The sequence below is a fragment of the Deltaproteobacteria bacterium genome (assembly GCA_020845895.1).
Lineage (GTDB): Bacteria > Lernaellota > Lernaellaia > JACKCT01 > JACKCT01 > JADLEX01.
The window spans coordinates 1-18,785 of sequence record JADLEX010000075.1; the positions used below are offsets into that span (position 1 = coordinate 1).

23 protein-coding genes are annotated in these 18,785 nt (G+C 63.8%); 5 read left to right on the forward strand and 18 right to left on the reverse strand.

All coding sequences use genetic code 11. The features are described 5' to 3' along the window. The 5 genes from IT350_10020 to IT350_10040 all read left to right on the forward strand — a co-directional run. A partial coding sequence (locus IT350_10020; GenBank protein ID MCC6158376.1) for a DUF1343 domain-containing protein occupies positions 1-698 on the forward strand: 698 nt, incomplete at its 5' end. A 389-nt stretch (positions 699-1,087) separates the two neighbouring features. Beyond that, positions 1,088-2,134 (forward strand): hypothetical protein, encoded by a 1,047-nt coding sequence (locus IT350_10025; GenBank protein ID MCC6158377.1) that lies wholly within the window; start codon positions 1,088-1,090, stop codon positions 2,132-2,134. Positions 2,135-2,219: 85 nt separating this feature from the next. After that, positions 2,220-3,086 (forward strand): hypothetical protein, encoded by an 867-nt coding sequence (locus IT350_10030; GenBank protein ID MCC6158378.1) that lies wholly within the window; start codon positions 2,220-2,222, stop codon positions 3,084-3,086. Positions 3,087-3,215: 129 nt separating this feature from the next. Further along, complete coding sequence (locus tag IT350_10035) at positions 3,216-5,033, forward strand: hypothetical protein (GenBank protein MCC6158379.1); 1,818 nt, start codon at positions 3,216-3,218, stop codon at positions 5,031-5,033. Between the two features lie 47 nt (positions 5,034-5,080). After that, entirely contained in the window at positions 5,081-6,103 is a 1,023-nt protein-coding gene (locus tag IT350_10040; protein MCC6158380.1) for a hypothetical protein, read from the forward strand. Between the two features lie 80 nt (positions 6,104-6,183). Here the strand turns inward: IT350_10040 and IT350_10045 are convergent, their stop codons facing one another. From IT350_10045 to IT350_10130, 18 genes are all read right to left on the reverse strand, one after another. After that, positions 6,184-6,696: a flagellar assembly protein FliW gene (locus tag IT350_10045; protein ID MCC6158381.1), complete on the reverse strand. Its 513-nt coding sequence runs from the start codon at positions 6,694-6,696 to the stop codon at positions 6,184-6,186. After that, positions 6,689-6,943, reverse strand: coding sequence for a carbon storage regulator CsrA (gene csrA, locus IT350_10050; GenBank protein MCC6158382.1), 255 nt, complete (start codon positions 6,941-6,943; stop codon positions 6,689-6,691). Before csrA ends, IT350_10045 begins: the two co-directional genes overlap by 8 nt. 44 nt (positions 6,944-6,987) lie before the next feature. Continuing rightward, positions 6,988-7,863, reverse strand: a complete 876-nt coding sequence (flgL, locus tag IT350_10055) for a flagellar hook-associated protein FlgL (GenBank protein ID MCC6158383.1) — start codon at positions 7,861-7,863, stop codon at positions 6,988-6,990. A gap of 12 nt (positions 7,864-7,875) precedes the next feature. Further along, the gene (flgK, locus tag IT350_10060; protein ID MCC6158384.1) at positions 7,876-9,273 is read right to left on the reverse strand and encodes a flagellar hook-associated protein FlgK; all 1,398 of its coding nucleotides are present in this window, start codon (positions 9,271-9,273) and stop codon (positions 7,876-7,878) included. Further along, positions 9,273-9,773 carry a flagellar protein FlgN gene (locus IT350_10065; protein ID MCC6158385.1) on the reverse strand — a complete coding sequence of 167 codons (501 nt, stop codon included), beginning with the start codon at positions 9,771-9,773 and terminating at the stop codon, positions 9,273-9,275. The genes flgK and IT350_10065 overlap by 1 nt, the downstream gene beginning before the upstream one ends. A 135-nt stretch (positions 9,774-9,908) precedes the next feature. Next, positions 9,909-10,211 (reverse strand): flagellar biosynthesis anti-sigma factor FlgM, encoded by a 303-nt coding sequence (gene flgM / locus IT350_10070; GenBank protein MCC6158386.1) that lies wholly within the window; start codon positions 10,209-10,211, stop codon positions 9,909-9,911. 229 nt (positions 10,212-10,440) lie between these two features. Next, a complete protein-coding gene (locus IT350_10075) occupies positions 10,441-10,866 on the reverse strand; it encodes a rod-binding protein (GenBank protein ID MCC6158387.1) in 426 nt (141 codons plus the stop codon). Beyond that, positions 10,866-11,966: a flagellar basal body P-ring protein FlgI gene (locus IT350_10080; GenBank protein ID MCC6158388.1), complete on the reverse strand. Its 1,101-nt coding sequence runs from the start codon at positions 11,964-11,966 to the stop codon at positions 10,866-10,868. The genes IT350_10075 and IT350_10080 overlap by 1 nt, the downstream gene beginning before the upstream one ends. A 50-nt stretch (positions 11,967-12,016) precedes the next feature. Beyond that, positions 12,017-12,757 (reverse strand): flagellar basal body L-ring protein FlgH, encoded by a 741-nt coding sequence (locus tag IT350_10085; GenBank protein MCC6158389.1) that lies wholly within the window; start codon positions 12,755-12,757, stop codon positions 12,017-12,019. Between the two features lie 7 nt (positions 12,758-12,764). Then, positions 12,765-13,703: a flagellar basal body P-ring formation protein FlgA gene (gene flgA / locus IT350_10090; protein MCC6158390.1), complete on the reverse strand. Its 939-nt coding sequence runs from the start codon at positions 13,701-13,703 to the stop codon at positions 12,765-12,767. Positions 13,704-13,710: 7 nt separating this feature from the next. Beyond that, complete coding sequence (gene flgG, locus IT350_10095) at positions 13,711-14,496, reverse strand: flagellar basal-body rod protein FlgG (GenBank protein MCC6158391.1); 786 nt, start codon at positions 14,494-14,496, stop codon at positions 13,711-13,713. Positions 14,497-14,532: 36 nt separating this feature from the next. Next, on the reverse strand, positions 14,533-15,270 hold the full coding sequence (gene flgF / locus IT350_10100) for a flagellar basal-body rod protein FlgF (protein ID MCC6158392.1): 738 nt from the start codon (positions 15,268-15,270) through the stop codon (positions 14,533-14,535). A gap of 161 nt (positions 15,271-15,431) precedes the next feature. Continuing rightward, on the reverse strand, positions 15,432-15,785 hold the full coding sequence (locus tag IT350_10105; GenBank protein ID MCC6158393.1) for an EscU/YscU/HrcU family type III secretion system export apparatus switch protein: 354 nt from the start codon (positions 15,783-15,785) through the stop codon (positions 15,432-15,434). Next, on the reverse strand, positions 15,782-16,849 hold the full coding sequence (locus tag IT350_10110) for a hypothetical protein (GenBank protein ID MCC6158394.1): 1,068 nt from the start codon (positions 16,847-16,849) through the stop codon (positions 15,782-15,784). The genes IT350_10105 and IT350_10110 overlap by 4 nt, the downstream gene beginning before the upstream one ends. Positions 16,850-16,867: 18 nt before the next feature. Then, positions 16,868-17,155 carry a hypothetical protein gene (locus IT350_10115; GenBank protein MCC6158395.1) on the reverse strand — a complete coding sequence of 96 codons (288 nt, stop codon included), beginning with the start codon at positions 17,153-17,155 and terminating at the stop codon, positions 16,868-16,870. Between the two features lie 142 nt (positions 17,156-17,297). Further along, positions 17,298-17,681, reverse strand: coding sequence for a response regulator (locus IT350_10120; GenBank protein ID MCC6158396.1), 384 nt, complete (start codon positions 17,679-17,681; stop codon positions 17,298-17,300). 161 nt (positions 17,682-17,842) lie between these two features. Beyond that, on the reverse strand, positions 17,843-18,592 hold the full coding sequence (locus IT350_10125; protein MCC6158397.1) for a FliA/WhiG family RNA polymerase sigma factor: 750 nt from the start codon (positions 18,590-18,592) through the stop codon (positions 17,843-17,845). Continuing rightward, positions 18,589-18,777, reverse strand: coding sequence for a hypothetical protein (locus tag IT350_10130; GenBank protein ID MCC6158398.1), 189 nt, complete (start codon positions 18,775-18,777; stop codon positions 18,589-18,591). The genes IT350_10125 and IT350_10130 overlap by 4 nt, the downstream gene beginning before the upstream one ends. Positions 18,778-18,785 lie beyond the last annotated feature (8 nt).

Below are 18,785 nucleotides of genomic sequence, written 5' to 3' on the forward strand. Positions count from 1 at the left end.
AGCGCGGTTTCGAGTCGTTTGTCGGGCTGTATCCCGTGCCGACGCGCCACGGCATGACCGCAGGCGAGATCGCGCGGCACGTGCGTCGCGCGCACGACATCGACGTAGATCTCGACGTCATCCCGATGGAAGGATGGACGCGCGCGATGTGGTGGGACGAGACCGATCTGCCGTGGATTCCGCCCTCCCCCAACATGCCGACGCTACAGACAGCCATCGTTTATCCGGGCGGATGTCTGATCGAAGCGACGTCCCTCTCCGAGGGGCGCGGCACGACGACGCCGTTCGAACTGGTCGGCGCGCCGGGCATCGATGGCGCGGTCGTGGCAAACGACCTACGCGATCGGCATCTGCCGGGGTGCGTCCTTCGTCCTGTCACGTTCGAGCCGCGTTTTCAGAAACACGCGGGTGTCCCGTGCGGCGGCGTCTTCGTCCACGTGACCGATCGGGACGTGTTCGACGCGCTGCGCACCTACACTCACCTGATCGACGCGGTCCGACGGCGGTTTCCGGAGTCTTTCGCCTGGCGTGGCGAGGCGTATGAATTCGTTCGGGACGTTCCCGCGATCGATCTTCTTTCGGGATCGTCGCGTTTACGTCACGCCATCGAGTCGGGCGGCGATATCGACGACGCGCTTCGCGACGATTTCTCCCGCCGTTTCCTGGTCGAGCGCGAAGCGGATCTCATCTACCCTTGAGTCGGCGCGGCGGTGTCGTTTTTCGCCGATCACTCGACGGTTTTCGCTGCAAATTTCAACGATTTGGAGAGCCGTTTCGCGCTTGACAATGCGAGACCCGGTATGTTTAATACGCCGTCCGTAATCGGCCCTTCGAGGCGGGGGATTCACCGGTTTTTTCGACTGAAGGTCCGTTCAAAACGCTGAGCGCCGTTCTCGCGGCGCACGCGGCGCGAGCGGCATCGGCACAAAGAAACCGGCGGCGGCGCGAAGAGCGGGAACGACGTGGAGAGACTCGATTTCGGCACGCGCGGCAACGCACCGGAAGTCCACGCGATTCCACGATTCGGACAAGCGGTCCAATGCGGAACCACACGCGTACGGCGTGAGCCTTTTTGCCGGGATGGATGATGAACTATCGACGACTCGCAGGGGTACTCATCGCGATGGGTCTGGTGCTGGCGGTGGCGGGAGCCGCGTCGGCCGAGGGACTTCTCGATAAGAATCTGCACTACTTCGCCCCGACGGTGGACGGCAGCGGCCTGATCGTCTCCTACGGGTCCGAGCCGCTCGGCATGTTCCGCATGGCGTACGGCGTGTATGCCGACGTCGCGATGGACGTTCTCGACTACGCGGCGCCGCCCGACGGCGACGAGGCGACCCTCATCTCCACGCAGGCGGCCGCCCAACTCGTCTACAGCATCGGGTTCTGGAAGTACGTCAACGTCGGTTTCGGGCTGTCCTACATCCCCTACCGCCAGTTCGACGACGCATTCTTCGACGAAGAGTATCCGCACCCCGACGCCGATCTGAATCCGGACCTGCCCGGCACCAACCTCAGCGACGATGAGGGTCTCGGCGACCCCACCGAGGAAACCGGTCTCGAAGACGTCCGCCTCGACCTCAAGCTCATCGGCATCGACCGACAGGAACGCTGCATCGGCGCGGCGCTCATCACGACGTTCGGTTACCCGCTCAGCTACAAGCCCAATCAGTTCCTCTCCGATGGCGGCGCGACGATCGCCCCGCGTCTGGTCGTCGACTTCGGTCGTACCTGGTACACGCTCGTCTTCAACGGCGGGTACAAGTACTACGCCGAAAAGTCGCGCGTGCGTCTGCCGGATTACTCCGAGGAGATCGATTCTCCGACGAACGGCGACCTGGAAACCAACGACGAGATCATGCTCGGCGGCGGCGCGAAATTCCGTTTCGCCTACGGCTCCGAGATCATTCTCGATTCCCAGTTCCGCACGCAGGCCACCGACGCGTTCGGCGACGACCGCGTGGACTATGGAGAGGTGATGGCCGCGTACCGAAAGTATTTCCGGGGCCTCAACTACACCGCGCTGACCGTCGGCGGCGGCATCGGGGTGATGGACGGCATGGGAACGCCGCTGGGCCGATTCTTCATCGGCATCACGCGCGACGAAAAGAGACTCTACATCGCGGGCCGGTGACCGGACGCCCGGCGGGAATCCGCCGACGCCCCGGCTCCGACAAATGGACGGCGCGACGACATCGATTCGAGGGAAGGTGTTGAACATGGCAAGCACTCTGAAGATCCGGGTTTCGTTCCTCCTCGCGCTGGTCGCCGCGTTGACCGTTTTCGGTTGCGCCGCGAATCAGGTGCAGTCGCCCGATTCCGAAATGCAGGGCCTGGGCAACCAGGACTCCCTGATGCGCGAGCCCCTGAACGACCCACCCAGCTACGCCCTGCTTCACAAGTCGCTCGAGTTCTACGAGCAGAAGCTCGGCGTGAAGTTCTTCAAGAACGAAAAAGACCGCTACATGCCCTACACGTCGTCCACGTGGCGCTCCTTCGCGATCGCCGATCACCTGAACGACTGCCTCTGGACGATGCAGATGAAGGGCCTGATCGGGTTCCGCTCCCTCGAGGGCAAGTACAGCTACATCATCGAGATGGACGCGGAACGCGGCGGTTGCGGAGTGGTCGGTGATGACGCCGACTCCCAGGCCAAGGACCTTGTTTCCATCATGGAAACCTCCGTCGTGACGCCGTCGATCCGCGACCAGATCAACCGCGGCGTCAACTTCTGCTCCGGCGAGAAGTTCATCCAGGATGTCCTTCAGCTTCCGTACAAGATCCGCATTCGGGGCGAGAGCCTGGAGAACGCGGTTTCGCGGCATGCCGCCGAGGTCCGCAATCCCCTCGACATCGCTTATGGCGACCTCGTCTTCTTCACCGAGTACTACGGCGAGCGCAACATCGCCGTGTACGTCGGCAACGGCGTCATCGTTTACAACTCGTGCTTCCGCGCGGATCCGCACCGGCTGAACACGAACATTTCCTACCGCGTGTACCGCCTGTATTCGGGCTTCGGCGCGATCAACTACCGGATGAGCACCGACGTGTTCATGCGGGAGATCGTCGGCCGTCCCGACCTGTAAGAGCGCGCGGAAAACTCGCGGCGCGGCCCCGCCCGGTGCGGGGCCTTTGCCGATGGACGGCAACAAAGCCGTCGCCGACGCACGGGCCGACTGACCGCCCGGGCGCGACGACCGAGGAGAACGGAACCGATGCAGCGACGTGGAATCAAGCGACAGGTTTTGGTGATGGCCGCGGTGATGGCGGCGTCTTTGGTGTCGGCGACGTACGCCCTTGCGCTCGACGCGGCCGAACTCCAGGCGTTTCTGGAAGTCGGCATGTACGAGGAAGTGCAGGCGATGTGCGCCGAAAATGCCGCGGAAGTCGCGGCGAACGGCCAGCTCGCGTCGCTGTGCGCGAAGGCCAAGGGCGGCGGCGTGTCCTCGGCCCCGGCCCCTTCGGCGCCGGCTCCGTCCGCTCCGTCGGCGCCCGCCCCGTCAGCGCCCTCCGCACCGTCGATGTCGTCCCCGTCTCCGTCCGCGCCGTCAGCGCCCGTGCCCGTTCCCACCGCGCCCGCGCCGACCTTCGTCCCGGATGCCGGTGGCGGACTCGACGCCGGAATGTTGGAAAACATGGTGCGCTCGGGTCAGCACGGTGCGGCCGCGACGATCTGCAACGACAACGAGGGCAAGATCAACTCCCATCCCGACCGCGACCGCATCCGCAAGGCCTGCGGTCAGGCCAAGATGGCCATGTACAGCTCGAACAAGATGGACTCGACGTCCATCACCGGCGCGGTGGGCGATCTCGAGCAGTCGCTCAAGATGAGCTATGACGGCGTCGCGTCGTTCGATCTCGGCAAGAGCCGGATTCTGACGCTCGACACCGTTCCGACCGAGGCCGAGAAGTCGGAAAAAGAAAAGCAGGCCGTGCGCGAGATGTGGGACGCGATCGTCATGCGTCACGCCGAAGAGAATTTCAATCCGGCCGTGTCCGACCAAATCATCGTCTGGACGATCGGAAACGGAGCGGATCAGGTGGGCTACGTCGATCTCGTGATCGACCGCGTTTTCAAAGACGAGGGCAACCGCGCCCGGCAGCGCTGGATGGCGTCGCGCCTGCGCATGCTCTCCGACCGGTTCACGAACATCGACCCGAACCAGGGTGAGAGCGAAACGCGTCGCGGCAACCTGGAGACGCTCAAGTTCTGGATGACGGAGCTTTACGAGTACACCTACTTCGACAACGACATCGAGGTCGGCATGTACCGGTACAAAGGCAATCGGTACGCCGAGAAGTACGACCAAACCGAAGCGACCGAGGAGCAGTTCCAGAAGGCGCTGTTCTTCTACTCCGAAGCCCGCAATCGGGCGGACACGCAAAAAGCCAAGGCCGCGCTCGACCGCGACCTCGCATACCTGTGCAGCCGCTACCGCTCCGACGACCAGCAAAAACTCGTGAAGGTGTACCAGCAGGGCTTCCTGAAGGCGCTTCGCGGTATTCAGATCATGGATCTCGTCAACCGCGTGCAGCCGGAACAGGGCAAGTCGTTCTACCGGTACGAAGAGGCGAACGCCGAGCTGGCCTCTGAGCTTCAGAAATCTTACGGCCAGTGCCTGACCGGGTACATCTACTACCTCTACCTGACGAAGAATTACGTGGGCGTCGTGGCGCTCAAGAATCGCACGCTCGATGCCGGGTTCGACTGGGAAGGCAAGTCCGAGGTGCTGCTGATCTTCGCCGAGTCCGCCAAGGAACTCGCGGCGGCGAGCATGAACAACGAGACGCAGTACCGCAAATACAAGGAAATGTGCCTGGCCGGCGGATCGCGCGCCCTGAAATTCGCGCTGCGCAAATACGGCGGCAAAGCCCCGACGGGTTACGATGAAACGTTCTGCCGGACGTTCAACACGTACTGGAACTACCTGACCGGATTCGGCCAGAAGGTCGAGGCGAAGGCGCTCGAGAACCAGTTCGGCGCCATCTGTCCGGCCGAGGGCGGCACCGCCCCGGCCGCTCCGGCTCAATAACGCGTTAACGATCACACGACACCGAACCGGAAAGGGACGTCGTCATCATGTCGAAACGAACCGTGTGGACCATGGGTGTGGCGCTGGCGCTGGCCGCGGTCATGACCGCGATGGCTTTCGCCCAGGGCGAGGCCCCCAAGGGCGATCCGATCAAGATCGCGTATATGCGCTGGCTCCAGAACGACATCATCCGAAACGTCGAGGAGATTCGCAGCGCCAAGGACCCGTGGGAGCGCCGCGACCTCGTCGAGGATATCGAAGAGATCATCTGGGAACGCATCGAGTTCCCGATGTCGTACCAGCAGGCGGAACTGACGGACATGATGGACCTCGGCCGCATCGGCGTGACGTCGAATGTCGGCGAAGCGCGCGAGGCCGTGCCGGAGGCACCGTCGATCGCGGTTTCCTATGCCCTGCTCGGCATCGCCAAGGGCTATGAGGGCTTCGGCAACGCGGCCACCGACTACTTCCAGAAGGCCAAGGAGATCTACCCCAACGTCATGGGCGCGGCGGTCAGCCTGGACCACTCCAAGGACAATCGCCCCCTGAACGAATGGATCAACGTCAGCCGCGCGTACTGGAGCACCTCGGCCACGACGCGCGTGACTTTTTACGGCAAGAACGTCGATCAGGACGTGGTTGACGCGCTCAACAACGACGAGGTCGCGATCCTCCCGGGCGAGCCCAAGGCGTCCAAGTACACCGTGTTCGTCGCCCGTCGGGATTTCGTCCGGGGGATGAAGCGATACATCCTGACCAGCGACACGCTCAAGGAACGCCGCGAAAACAAGTTCTCGATCTACCTCGAACCCGGCGATTACACGCTGAAGACCTCGATCACGAGCACGCTGCCGATCTCGTTTCGTGTATCGCGCAACTTCAACGAGAACAACTTCGTCATCGAGACGATGGCGCAGGGCGGCCTGACGATCTACCCGATCCCCGACATCCGCGTCTTCGAGGCCGAGATGAAGAAGGCCATGGCCTCCGCCCGCGAGCGTCAGGAATCGCAGGACGCGGCCACCGACCTGATGGCGCCCGAGGGCACCGAGGAACTCCCGATCCCCTGACGCCAGGGGTTCTCAGCGCAAAAACGCCCGGCCGCACTCGCGGTCGGGCGTTTTGATTTCGGGCGTGGAGCCCGGCCCGGCTACTCGGCGGGCTCGGCGATCGGTTCGTCGAATTCGGGAAACAGGGGGTGGCGGGTCTGGTAACCCGAATCCTTGAGCACGAACTGCCGGCCCACGCGGGTTTTCGAGTTGAGCAGAATCGGTCCCTGAAGATTCGCGGTCATCGATTCGATACTGCCCCGGAGGGAGAGGATGACCAGCACGTCCAGATCCTCCCGGTCGACGATGCCCCGCGCCTCGAGTTCCTCCGCGCGTGCATCGACCTGGTACTCGGGGAAGAACGTCATCGGATCGGTCACCACGAACGCGAGGTCACCCTCGTCCAGCGACTGGAGCCACCAGAACGGTGAATCCTGATCGGGTTCCAGCAACGCGTAGCGTGCGGAATCGGGAAAGCCGAGCAACCCACCGGGGATCTTGATGGCGCGACCGATCTCGACGTCGATGTCGCCGAATCGCGACGTGTGAAAGCGGACTCGCGGAGCGGGAGGAGCGGGCGTCGGGTCGGGAGCGTTGTTGTGAAGTTCACTCATGGCTAGCTCCTTCGACCTTGCGCGTCTTGAAACGCGCCAGCGCGGCGCTCACCATGTCGGGAGTCACCGCCGCCGCCTGTTTGTTTTCTTCCTGAATGCGCAGATAGATCTCCTCGCGATGCACCGCGACGCTCGCGGGCGCGCGAATGCCGATCTTGACCTGATTTCCGCGGACTTCCTGGATGTGGATGCGGATGTTGTCGCCGATCGTGATCGATTCGCCGACCTTGCGCGTGAGAACCAGCATGACGGGACGCCCTCCAATGGCGAACGCAAATTATAGGTCCGGGATCAGAAGTAGTCCAGCAGGTTCTGTTGAACAACGCGGTTCGAGACGAGCAGCGTGGCCTGATAGACTTGCTCCATCAGGGCGAAGTCGGCAGTCGCCTTGGCGATGTCCACGTCCTCGGCGTCCGACAGGATCTTGTTCATCAGCTCGTTCATCTCCGAGTTCGCGTTCTCGGCCCGGTCGATGGCACTCGTGACCGCGCCGATCGCCGATCTGGCGCCGACCACCTGCTCGATGGCGTCTTCGACCTGCGGAATGAGCGCCGAGATCTGCGTCTGATCGCCCGCCGCGATGGCGGCTTCCAGATCGGTGAGCACCTGAAAGACGTCGATCGGTCCCTTGAAGACCTCGTCGCCGCCCCGGTTGATCGTCACGAAGTTGGCTGACGTCACCTCGATGTCGATGCTCTGGCCCGTGCCGCCCGAGTATGCGCCGACGCCGTCGAAGGGCGGCGTGAGGGTCTCGTATCCGGCGAAGATGTAGCGCCGGTCGTCCCGCGCGTTGGCGCTCTTGAGCACGCTCTGGAAAATCCCCGCGATCTCCGCGGCGGCGGCCTGAAAGTCGGTCGTCGCGGCCGTTCCGCCGTTGATGTCCGTCGCCAGTTCGCGCGCGCGGGTCAGGTCGTCCGCCACCGACGAGAGGGCGCTTTCCATCAGCGTCGCAAAGTTGCGCGCATAGCCGACGTTGCGCTGGAACTGCTCGAAGCGTCCGATCTGGTTGCGCGTCCCGGTGATCCGCGCCGCGCCGACGGGATCGTCGGACGGGCGATTCACCTTCTTGTTCGTGATCAACGCCTCCTGCGCGTTCATGTAGCGCTCGCGGTTCTGATTCACGTTGATCGAGGCGTTGGCGAAAAGTTGGGCGGTGGTGACGCGCATGGAGATCTCCCGTTAACGCAGTTCCGACAGCGTCTGAAGCATTTCGTCGACGACCGTGAACAGCCGCGACGCCGCCTGGTAGCTGAATTGGTATTTCATCAGGTTCGACATCTCGTCCTCGAGCGACACGCCGACGACGCTCTCTCGCAGGTTTACGAGTTGGTTCGTCATGGTCTGCTGGTGGCTCACGTCGCGAATGGCCGCCTGGGCATCCACGCCGATCTCGCCGACGATGGAGCTAAACGTGTCCTGAAACGTCCAGGTTCCGCCGTTGAAGATGAGCGCGTTCTCGATGGCGGAGACGGCGATCGCGTTCTGATTGTCGCCGGGTGCACCCGACGCCGACGCTGCGATATTGTTCGAATCGGCGGTGATGAGCGCATCGACCTCGATCATGCGCGACGCGTCCGCCGACGACGCCAGGGGCGCAAAGAAATCGAGCCCGGTCGATCCGTTGAGGCCGAATCCCACGGCGTGCTGCGTGTTGACCGCGTTCACGAGCTCGTAGGCCATCTCGTCGAGCCGGTCGATCAGGTTTCGCGCATGCGTGTCGCGAGTGACGAGCGCGCCGCCGAGTTTTCCGCCGGAAATGCCCGCGGTGATATCGTTCGCTTGCCCGCCCGCCGAGACAAACTGCACGTCGTAGAACCCGTCGACGTTGCCCGTGAGTTCCAGCGATCCCACCGCGTTCGATTCGACGAGCGGCGATCCGCCGGCTAGGATGATCGTCGCCTGCCCCCGGCTGTCCTCGAAGGTGTGGAAATCGACCAGCTCCGCCAGTTCCTTCATCCGTTGGGTGCGCGTCGCGCGGAAATCGCCCGCGCTCTGGCCGGAGACTTCAATCGCCGCGACCTTGTCGTTGAGTTCCGCGATCTGCCGCGCGAGGTTGTTGATCTGCGTCACGTAGTCCTTGACGGCGTTGTTCGCCGAGTTCTGCACGTCGCGCAGGCGCTCGTTCATCAGGTGAAACTGGTTCACCACCACCCGCGCCGCGCCCACCACGCCCACGCGCGGGGCTTCGTTTTCCGGGTTCGCCGACAGGTCCTGCCACGACGCGAAGAAGTCGCCGAGATCGACTGACAGTCCGACCTCGTCACTCTCGTTGAAGATCTCCTGCAACGTGGTGAGGCCGTCGCTCTCCGAGTTGCGGAACCCCAACAGGGACGTGGCCACGAACATCTGGTAGTTGAGATAGCGGTCCTGCACCGAGCTGATGTCGGAGACTTGGACACCCGTGCCGAGGAACAGGCCCGCCGACTGGATCGGCACCTCGGGCGCGAGCACGAGGTTCTGGCGGATGTACCCCTCGGTGTTCATGTTGGCGATGTTGTGGCTCGTCACCTCGACGCCCATTTGGGACGCCCAGAGCGCGCGCGAGGCGATCGACAGGACGCCGGAGATCCCCGCCATTAGAGCCTCCCCTGGAGCCGGCCCGCCGTCGCCCCCGAACGCCGGACAGCGGCGGTCGGGCCATAGGTGACCGGCTGCTCCACGGTCTGGCGCATGAGACGCGCGAGGCCCCGCACCGCCAGCAGCGACGACTGCGCCAGCGATCGGTTCTCTTCGTTTTGCGCCGAGATGTCGGGCACGAGAGATTGAATCTCATCGACCAGCGCGCGGATCGCCGCGCCAACCGTCGGCGACGCGAGACCCGCGACGCGCTCGATGCCGATCCGGGCGGGATCGAGGCCGAGCGATTCGGCCAGACGTCGATTCACGATGAAACGCGCCTCGACGAGCGCTTTGGCGCGCAGCGCGAGCGTCTCGACGACTTTGTTGAGTTCGTCCACCCGGGTCGTGTCGTACGCACGCATGGCGTCCGCGGACTCGCGCATCGCCGCGAGCATGTCGCGGTAAACGTCGCGCTGCCGCGAGAGAATCTCGTGCGTGGCCGCAATCAGCTTGTTCATTCGGGCCTCCTTCGACCGCCTCCGCCGCACCGTATCGTCGGGTTTGACCGATTCAACGGGCGCGCGGGGCGGACAATCGACGACGCGTTCCGAAAATCATTCGGAACGCGTCGGAAGAAGGCGAATTCGGGGGGATTAATGGTAGAGCGATTCCTGAAGCGAGCTGGTGATCATCTTCTCGGCGATGTCCGCCGCCGGGCGATGGTAACGGCCCGCATCGACCTCAGCCTTGATCTGCGCCACCTTCTCGGCGCGGATCTCCGGAATCCGCTCGAGCTCTTCCTTCACCCCGCTCAGACTGGCCGCCGACTTCGAAACCGACAGGGTTGCCGCCGGGTCGGCCTTGGCGACTTCCTTCGCCGCTTCGTTCGCCGCACCCGCGGCCGAAGTCAGTCGGGGATCCACATTCAGGGGGTGATTTCCGCCTTGGACTTTCATGTCTGTCCTCCAGCCGCGAGGTCCTGCCGCTTCTGCGTCCGGCCTCTCTGGCGTCCTGCCATACCTATCGGCAAAACGCAAGAAGACTTGAGAAAAAACGTCGTGATTTTGTCGCCGGACGGAAATTTCGTGCGGTTTGTGGAAAAACCGCTCGCCCGTATGCGCCTTCTTCCAGGTTGTAAAAGATCGACAATTCAGGGACTTGACTAAAGTCCCCCGCGTCAATTTTTCAGTCGCGCATCAGATCCGTGATCCGCCCCACACGTGGAGTCGGATCGAGCAACTCTTCATATCGTCGGAAATTTGACGTTTTTTCGATGGCGGAAAAATCCGAAATCGCCGGTTTCCTGACCAAGTGATCGTGAAGCATCCGGGCGATTCCAAACTGCCGCGCGTGTCCGCCGACCTCCGCGACCTTCTCGTCGAACATCGACTGGTACATCCGCGTGGCATGCGATGTGCCGATGGAATCCTCGGTCTCGAACGTCGTCGCGCGCATCTGCTTGAGCATCGAATGGAGAAAGAGCGTTTCGAAACCCTCGGCGACCTTCCATGCCGCCGCGTCCTTCTCATCGGCCGCCGAAACGACCGGAGGTTGCGGACGCGTCGCGGCTTCCGGAGTCGGACCGAGAGGATCGAACGAAACGGCGTTCATCAGATGATCTCCAACTGCGCCTCGAGCGCGCCCGCCGACTTGATCGACTGAAGAATCGCCACCAGATCGCGCGGCGTGACGCCGACCGCGTTGAGCGCTCGCACCAGGTCGCCGATCGTCGGCTCGGACTCGACGACGAAAAGCTGGCCGGGGTCCTCGACCGCGGACACCGAGCCCTGCGTCGTCACTACCGTGCGACCGCCGGAGAGCGGCGCCGGCTGGCTGACGTTCTGCGTGGACCGGATGCGCACGTGCAGGTTTCCGTGGCTGATGGCGATGGTCGAAATCCGCACATTGGCGCCCATGACGACGGTGCCCGTCTTTTCGTTGACGACCACCTTGGCGACGCGGTCGGTGACGATGTCGATGTTCTCGATCTGCGCCATCAACGCGACGACGTTTTGTCGGTACGACTCGGGCACCTGCACGCGGATGGTGCGGGCGTCGAGGGGCTGGGCCACGGTCGCGCCGATCTGCTCGTTGATCGACGCGGCGGCGGCGGCGACGGTCGTGAAGTCGCCGGTGGTGAGCGAAAGACGCAGATCGCCCTGTGCGTTGAACTCGTACGGCAGATCGCGTTCGACGATCGCGCCGGACGGAATCGCACCGACGGTCGGATGATTCTTCGTCACCGAATCACCGGCACCCTCGGCCGCGAATCCGCCGACCGACACCGCCCCCTGCGCGACCGCGTAGATCTGGCCGTCGGAGCCCTTGAGCGGCGTGAGCAGCAATGTGCCGCCCTGCAGCGATTTCGCGTCGCCGATCGAACTGACCGACACGTCGATGTTCATGCCCTGACGCGCGAAAGCGGGCAGTTCCGCGGTCACCATGACGGATGCCGCGTTGCCGCTCTTTACGTCGTTCGGCGAAACGGTGACGCCCATGTTTTCGAGCATGTTGGAGATGGACGCCTTGGTGAACTTCACCGAGTTGCCGTCGCCGCTTTTTTGCAGGCCGACGACGAGGCCGTAGCCCACGAGCTTGTTCGTACGCACGCCCTCGATCGTGGCGACGTCCTTGATTCGCACGGCGTACGCGTCGGCGGCCACCGCCAGGGCGAGCATCGCGATTCCGATCGTCGTCAGTTTTCGCGCCATGTCCCGCATCTCCGTCGCGCGTCGGGTGTGCCCGCCGCGCGTTCGCGTCATCAGAAAGGCCAGACTTTGTCGAACGCGCGCGCGAACCAGCCGGGCTTCATCTTGTCGGCCAGCACGCCCTCACCGACGTATTCGATGCGCGCGTCGGCGACGAGCGTGGACGGCACCGAGTTCATCGCGTCCACATCGCGCGGGCGGACGAGGCCGGACAGCACCATCACGTAGTCCTCGTCGTTGAGCTTCATCCGCCGTTCGCCGCGGATGACGAGATTTCCGTTGGGCATCACGTCGACGACGATGCACGAGATGGTGCCGACGAGCTTGCCCGAGCGCGACGTTTCGCCCTTGCCGTCGAACTTCGTGCCGACTTTCGATCCCACGAGCGTGTCGAGCTTCAGGTTGGGATTTCGCCGCGCGGCGATCTGCTCCATGCCGAAGAAGCCGTCCACGCCCGCGCCGATGGTCGAGGTCTTGTCGGTCTTCGTGTCGGCTTTTCCCTTGGCGTCCGACTGCTCGAGGATGTTGACGGTGATGACGTCGTTGACCTGCTTCGCCTTGTGGTCGCTGAACAGGTAGTTGTTCGGATTATTCTCGACCCACAACGACGACCCGTGCCTCGCCGGGGCGGACACGGTGCGCGCGTCGGTCGCGCGAAAATCGACCGCCGAATACCCGGTCGCGCTCGCGCTGGGCGGCTTCTTCGACGAGCAGCCCGCGCTCGCCGCGACGAGCAGGCACGCGCACGCGATCGCCGCGGTCATTTCGATGGCACGTTTCATCGCTTCGCGCATCGTCGCCTCACAATTCCACGGTCACGGTGTGCGCGTCGCGCACCCGCGCCTTGACGATCACGCCGCTGTCCATGTTCCGCACGTCGATGGTCTCGCCCTCGCGGCCTTCACGCTGGGCGACGGCGAACGCCGTCAGTTGCACGCCCTGCGACACGACCTGGAGCTTCACGACGTCGCCGCGCCGGATCACCGCGGCGGTGGTCAGCGCGTCCTCGCGCAGCGTTTCGCCGTTCGCCACGGCCCGGCGCGCCACGCGACCGACGACCATATCGGGCGAGCGCGCCACGCGGCCGCGCACGCGTTTCGCCGAAACGGGCTCAATGCGAATGTCGTCGCTCGTCACGGCGCGGCCCTTGGGGATCGCGTTTTTCGCGACCACCACCTGTTGAGGGGTGTCGATCTCGACGTCGATCATCATTTTTTTCTCGAAGCCCGCGCCCGCGATGCGCACCGTGGCGGGCCGACGGCCCGCGACGGGGACGCCGTCCGGCCATTCGCAACGGATCGTCACATCCCCCGGCGGGACGAGAGCATCGCGGACCTTCGCGGGAAATTTCACGGGAAGATTCGGATCGCCGGCGAGCTGCCGAAGCTGCGTCTCGATCTCGGCGCGCAGCGCATCGGCGCTGATCGTCTGCGCCGGGCTCGAGATCACGACCTGCGCCGGAATACGCACGGCCAAGTCCCGCCCGCCCGCCTGGCGGATGCGCCCGGCGATGAACGAGCCCGTGAGCACGCGCTCGTCGCCCAGCGGCGGGGCCTTGGCGACGAAGACATCCGCCAGCTCCGCCGGCAATCCCGCGAGAATCAGGTCGCCGAGCAGCACGCGGTCGCCGTGCGCTTCGATACGCTCGCGCACCGCCAGCTCCGCCGCGCTCGCAATCGTCGCCGTACCCACCAGGGTGGTGACGACGGCGAACAAGGCGATGGCGACGACGCGTTTCAAGACAACCTCAAACGATGCGGCTCGTGGCCTGGAGCATCTGGTCGGCGGTGGTGATGACGCGGCTCGCGGTCTCGTACGCCCGCTGCCCCACGATCATCTGCACCATCTCCTCCACCAGATTGACGTTGCTGCCTTCGAGGAATCCCTGCGAGATCTCGCCGAAGCCTTCCTCTCCCGGAACGCCGGTCACCGGGTCGCCCGACGCGCCCGTGGCGACCGACAGGTTGTGGCCGATGAAGCGCAGTCCGTCGGGGTTGATGAATCGCGCGAGTTGAACGGTGCCGATCTCCTGCGCCTCGGTTTCGCCGTCGAGGATCACCGATACCGTGCCGTCCTGCCCGATCGTGATGTTGAGGGTGTTCTCGGGAATCTGGATCGACGGCTCGAGCGGATCGCCCGTGGCGGTGGTGATCGTGCCTTCGTTATTCACCTTGAAATTGCCGGCGCGCGTGTATGCGATCTCGCCGTTCGGCCGGGTGATCTGAAAGAACCCCGGACCCTCGATGGCGAGATCGAGTTCGTTCGTCGTCTGCTGCGCCTCGCCCTGCTGGAAGATCTTCGAAACCGCGACGGTGCGCGTGCCGAGACCCACCTGCGTACCGCCCGGCGAGGTCACGCCCTCGGCCGTCGCGCCGCCCGGCGCGCGAAGCGTCTGATACAGCAGATCCTCGAAGTCCGCACGGCTGCGTTTGAACGCCGTGGTGTTCACGTTTGCCAAGTTGTTGGCGATCACGTCGATCTTGAGCTGCTGGGCCTGCATGCCCGTGGCCGATGTCCAGAGTGCCCGCATCATGGCGCGTTTCTCCCCGTTAACCTGGGCGCGTGCCCGTTAAGCCTTCGCCAGCGTTTCGCCGGCACGCGAATTGACCTGACTCATTGTGCGAATGGCCGCCTGAAACGCCTCGTACTGCCGACCCGCCGTCACCATCACGGCCATTTCGCGCATGACGTTGACGTTCGAGCCTTCGAGGGCTTTGTCGATGATTTGATAATCGGGCTCCGCGTTGATCGCGGCGGACGCCGACTTGACGAATAGCGACGCGCCCATCTTCCGGAGTTGACGCGGGTCCTGAACGTCCTCGATGCGGACACGGTCGATCTCCTCCGCGCCCACGACGATGGTGCCGTCGGATCGGACCTCGAACTCGGCCCCGACCGGCAGGGTGATCGGGCCGCCCTGCCCCAGCACCGGATCGCCCGACGCGGTGACGAGATTGCCCTCGATATCGAGCCGGAAATTTCCCGCGCGGGTGTACGCCTCGCCGCGCTCCGACTGGACCACGAAATAGCCGCTGCCCTCGATCGCCAGATCGCCCGCCCGGCCCGTGCTCATGATCGGACCGGGGTTCTGATCGGTGGCCGAATCGAGATAGCGATTGATGTTTTTGAGGGAACGACGCGAGAAGTCGAAGTCGCGCCGCGAGATGTAGTCGAGATGCGACTGAAAGACCGACGCGTCGGCCTTGAAGCCGGCCGTGTCGGCGTTGGCCAGATTGTTGGCGACGACATCGAGACGCTGCGTCTCGATTCGACTGCCCAAAACCGCAGCCCACATCGCATTGCTCATGGCGGCCTCCGATGACTCCACGTGGGACTGAAGCAATCGGGGTGCCAAACGACAAATCAGCATAACTCATTGATTAATATGGTCTATTTGTGCGCGTCGGACCGTTCGGCGAAGGCGCGGCCGGGCGTTCGGGGGGCAAGATTTGCCGGGGCGGGCCAGCTTCAGGGCTTCGTCGTCAGACCCGACGCGCGGCCCGCAGCCTCCCGATTCGCGCGATAGAGGATGGCCAGCACCTCGGCGACCGCGCGGTAGAGCTCCGGTGGAATGGGGGCGTCGAGCTTGAGCTTGGCGAGAAATCCCGTGAGATCGCGATCGATGTGGATGGGGATTCCGTGTTCGCGCGCGAGTTCCAGGATGCGTTCGGCGACCTTGCCGAAACCCTTGGCGACAAGTCGTGGCGCGGAGTCCTTGCCCGGTTCGTACTTCAGCGCGGCGGCGTGAAGACGCTCGGTCCCTTCGCCGTCTCCGTCCGCGTTCGTCTTCTCGGGAAGTTTGTCGCGTTCGTCGTCGGTCATACCGTCATCCGAACGCGTCCGGCTTCGCCGCGGGCGCGCGCCAGCAGATGCGTGAGATCGGGAAAAGGCTCTTCGTCGTCCGTGAGTTCGGCGAATCGCACGACCACCGGTTCGGCCAGCGCCGTGAGCGCCGACGTCAGTGCCTCGCGGTGCGGTTCGATGGCATACAAGGCTTCGGCGCGCGCGCGAACCGTCAGGTCGATGCCCGGCATCGCCGCGAGCCGGAAACGCACCTCGCCGAGCCCCGACGTGTCGAGCATCATCTCCACGATGTGCCCGTGCACGTCGGCGCCCGCCTCGGCGTCCTTCTCCCCGCGCCGATATGTCATTCGCACGGGCGCTTCGTCGCCGCCGAGCAGCGGCCATTGCACGTAGAGCGGCTGGTCGAGCGAACGCAGCAGCCGATTCGCGGTTTCCGACGACTCGAGCCATCCCGAAAGCGAGGCAAGGCGCGAGCGGATCGCGTCGATCGTCTTGCCGGGCGATTCGCCTTCGAGCGTCCATGCGCTCTTCGGCAGGGCCAACAGACGCGCGAGAGCCTTCGAGGGACCCGGTCCTTTGGTCAATCCGCGCAACCGATCCATCACGCCGGGTTCGTCGACGCCGAAAAGCTGAAACAGCATCGCGATCGTGCCCGCGTCGGCCGATTTATCGGCGACGGGGTCCACGAGCAGGGAACGCAGGGACGCGAAGAGCGCGCCGGCCTCTCCGCCGGGGTCGAGTTTCCAGAGCGTGTCGCTCAAGATCGCGAGGGCTCGCTCGGCGACTCCCATGCCCGGCCGCCCGAGCGCATTTGGTGCGCCCTGCGCCTCGGCTGAGGTCGTGACCGTATCGGCCCGACGCAGAATCAGATGCGTTCCGGTCCGCTCGATCCGCGCGGTGAATCGCTCTCCCGCAGTCAGTCCGCCAGGGTCCACGACCTCGAAGGTGCGCCCGTGCATTTCGAGTTCGAGCTTGCCGCCGCCCGAACGCAGCACGCGCACGTCGATCCGCGCGTCGTGCGCCGGACGTGTCGTACCCGCTTTCGCGGCATCGCGCAGCGGCAGGTGAATCTCGATGGGCATGCGGAAAGTATGCGGGGATCAGGCCGTGATGTCGATGCGTTTACGAGGGGCTTCGTTCGTGTCATCGTCTTCGTCGTCTTCGCCGTCGCCTTTGTCTTTGCCTTCGCGTTTGGGGCGTTCGTCGCGGATCGTCACGCGCTCGGCGGTGGGCGGCGGCTTCACCTGTTCGTTCGCGCGGGCGTTTTTCTTGATCAGCGCTTCGGCTACCTGCGGGTTCGCGGTGCCGCCCTGCCCTTGATGGACCGACTGGACGCGGTCGATCAGCGGTGCGGACGAAATGATCTGCGCGACACCGATGTTGGCCATAGGCCGGACTCCTCGATCACGCTATCGGCAGAATCTTCCGACTTGAATAGCGGAAGACGCAACAATTGCGCGAAATGTGCGAATTGGGTCCAAATATTCTGATTTTTCTGCCAGGAACCGCCGGTTCATGCGTCGAGAAAAATCAGCCCTCGTAAATCTTCGCGATTTTTTCCTGAAGCGTTTTGGCGGTGAACGGCTTGACGATGTAGTCGGTTACGCCGGCGTGCACGGCCTTGATGATCTTCTCTTTCTCCGACTCGGCCGTGATCATGACGAAGGGGATGTGACGCAGATCGGGATCGGACCGGACGATCTTGAGCAGGTCGAAGCCGTTGAGTTTCGGCATGTTCCAGTCGCTGATGATTAAATCGACCTTCTCGGCGCGGATGATTTCGAGGGCCTTCTGGCCGTCCTCGGCCTCGAAGACGTTTTCGTACCCCGCCTGCTTGAGCAGGTTCTTGATGATCCGCCGCATCGTCGAGAAGTCATCGATGGCGATGATCTTCATATTGGGATTCGCGCTCATGCGAGCCTTTCTCCCGAGTACCGCACGACCCCGCGGACCGCTCCGCGCGCGCCCGCGCGCTCCAACCGACCGGTTTCCGACGATACGGACGCCGGATGTTCCGTGCCGTGGTTCAGACTACCTTGTCCCGCGGATCGGATCAACGACCCGTAACCGGTTTTTCAGGAAGCATCCTCGAGGTGGCGCTTCAGCTTTCCCCGCAGGCGCAGGACGGCCTTGTTGTGGATCTGGCTGACGCGGCTTTCGGTGATGCCGAGAACGAGCCCGATTTCCTTCATGGTCAATTCGTCGAAGTAGTACATGCTCACCACGAAACGCTCGTTTTTCGGCAGCTCGTCGATGGCCTCGGCCACGAGGTTTTTTACTTGACGCAGGTTGAGCAGGCTGATGATGTCCTGTTCGTGGGGCTCGCGAAAATAGTCCTGCACCTTGCGCTGAACGGCGCCCTGGCCCTTCTTGGCCGCGAGATCGTCGTAGCTGACCAGCGTGACGCCGTTCGCCTGGTCGTACATCTCGAACAGTTCCTCGTGCGTCACGCCCATGTGCGCGGCGAGTTCGTCGTCGGTTCCGGGGCGGCCGTGCCTCGCGGCCATTTCTTCCATGGCGCGTTCGAGGTCGTTGAGGCGCTGGCGAATGGAACGCGGAACCCAATCCAGACTTCGCAGTTCGTCGAGAATCGCGCCGCGGATGCGATATTCGGCGTAGGTCGCGAACTTGATGTCGCGCGACGGGTCGAACTTGTCGATGGCGTCCATCAGGCCGAGTACACCGGTATTGATCAGATCGTCCAGCTCGATCTGCGGCGGCAAACGGCGCAGAATCCGCATCGCGACGAGCTTGATCAGCGGCGTGTATTGATGAATCAACTCGGCACGGGTCGTGTCATCGACCGCGCGCGATGCCTCGCTCATTTCGTCCAGATCCTCTCGAAAACCCACGCGACCACGGCGGAAAGCGCACCGAGCGCCGCTCCGACCGCGAGTGAACGCAGCAGGATCGCGCCGGGCGGCACCGAGAACACGAGTCCCGTCGTGGCCGCCACCATAAACGATCCGAGCGAGATCGTCGAGACAATTCGGCGTGATGAGGCGTTCATCGAGGATC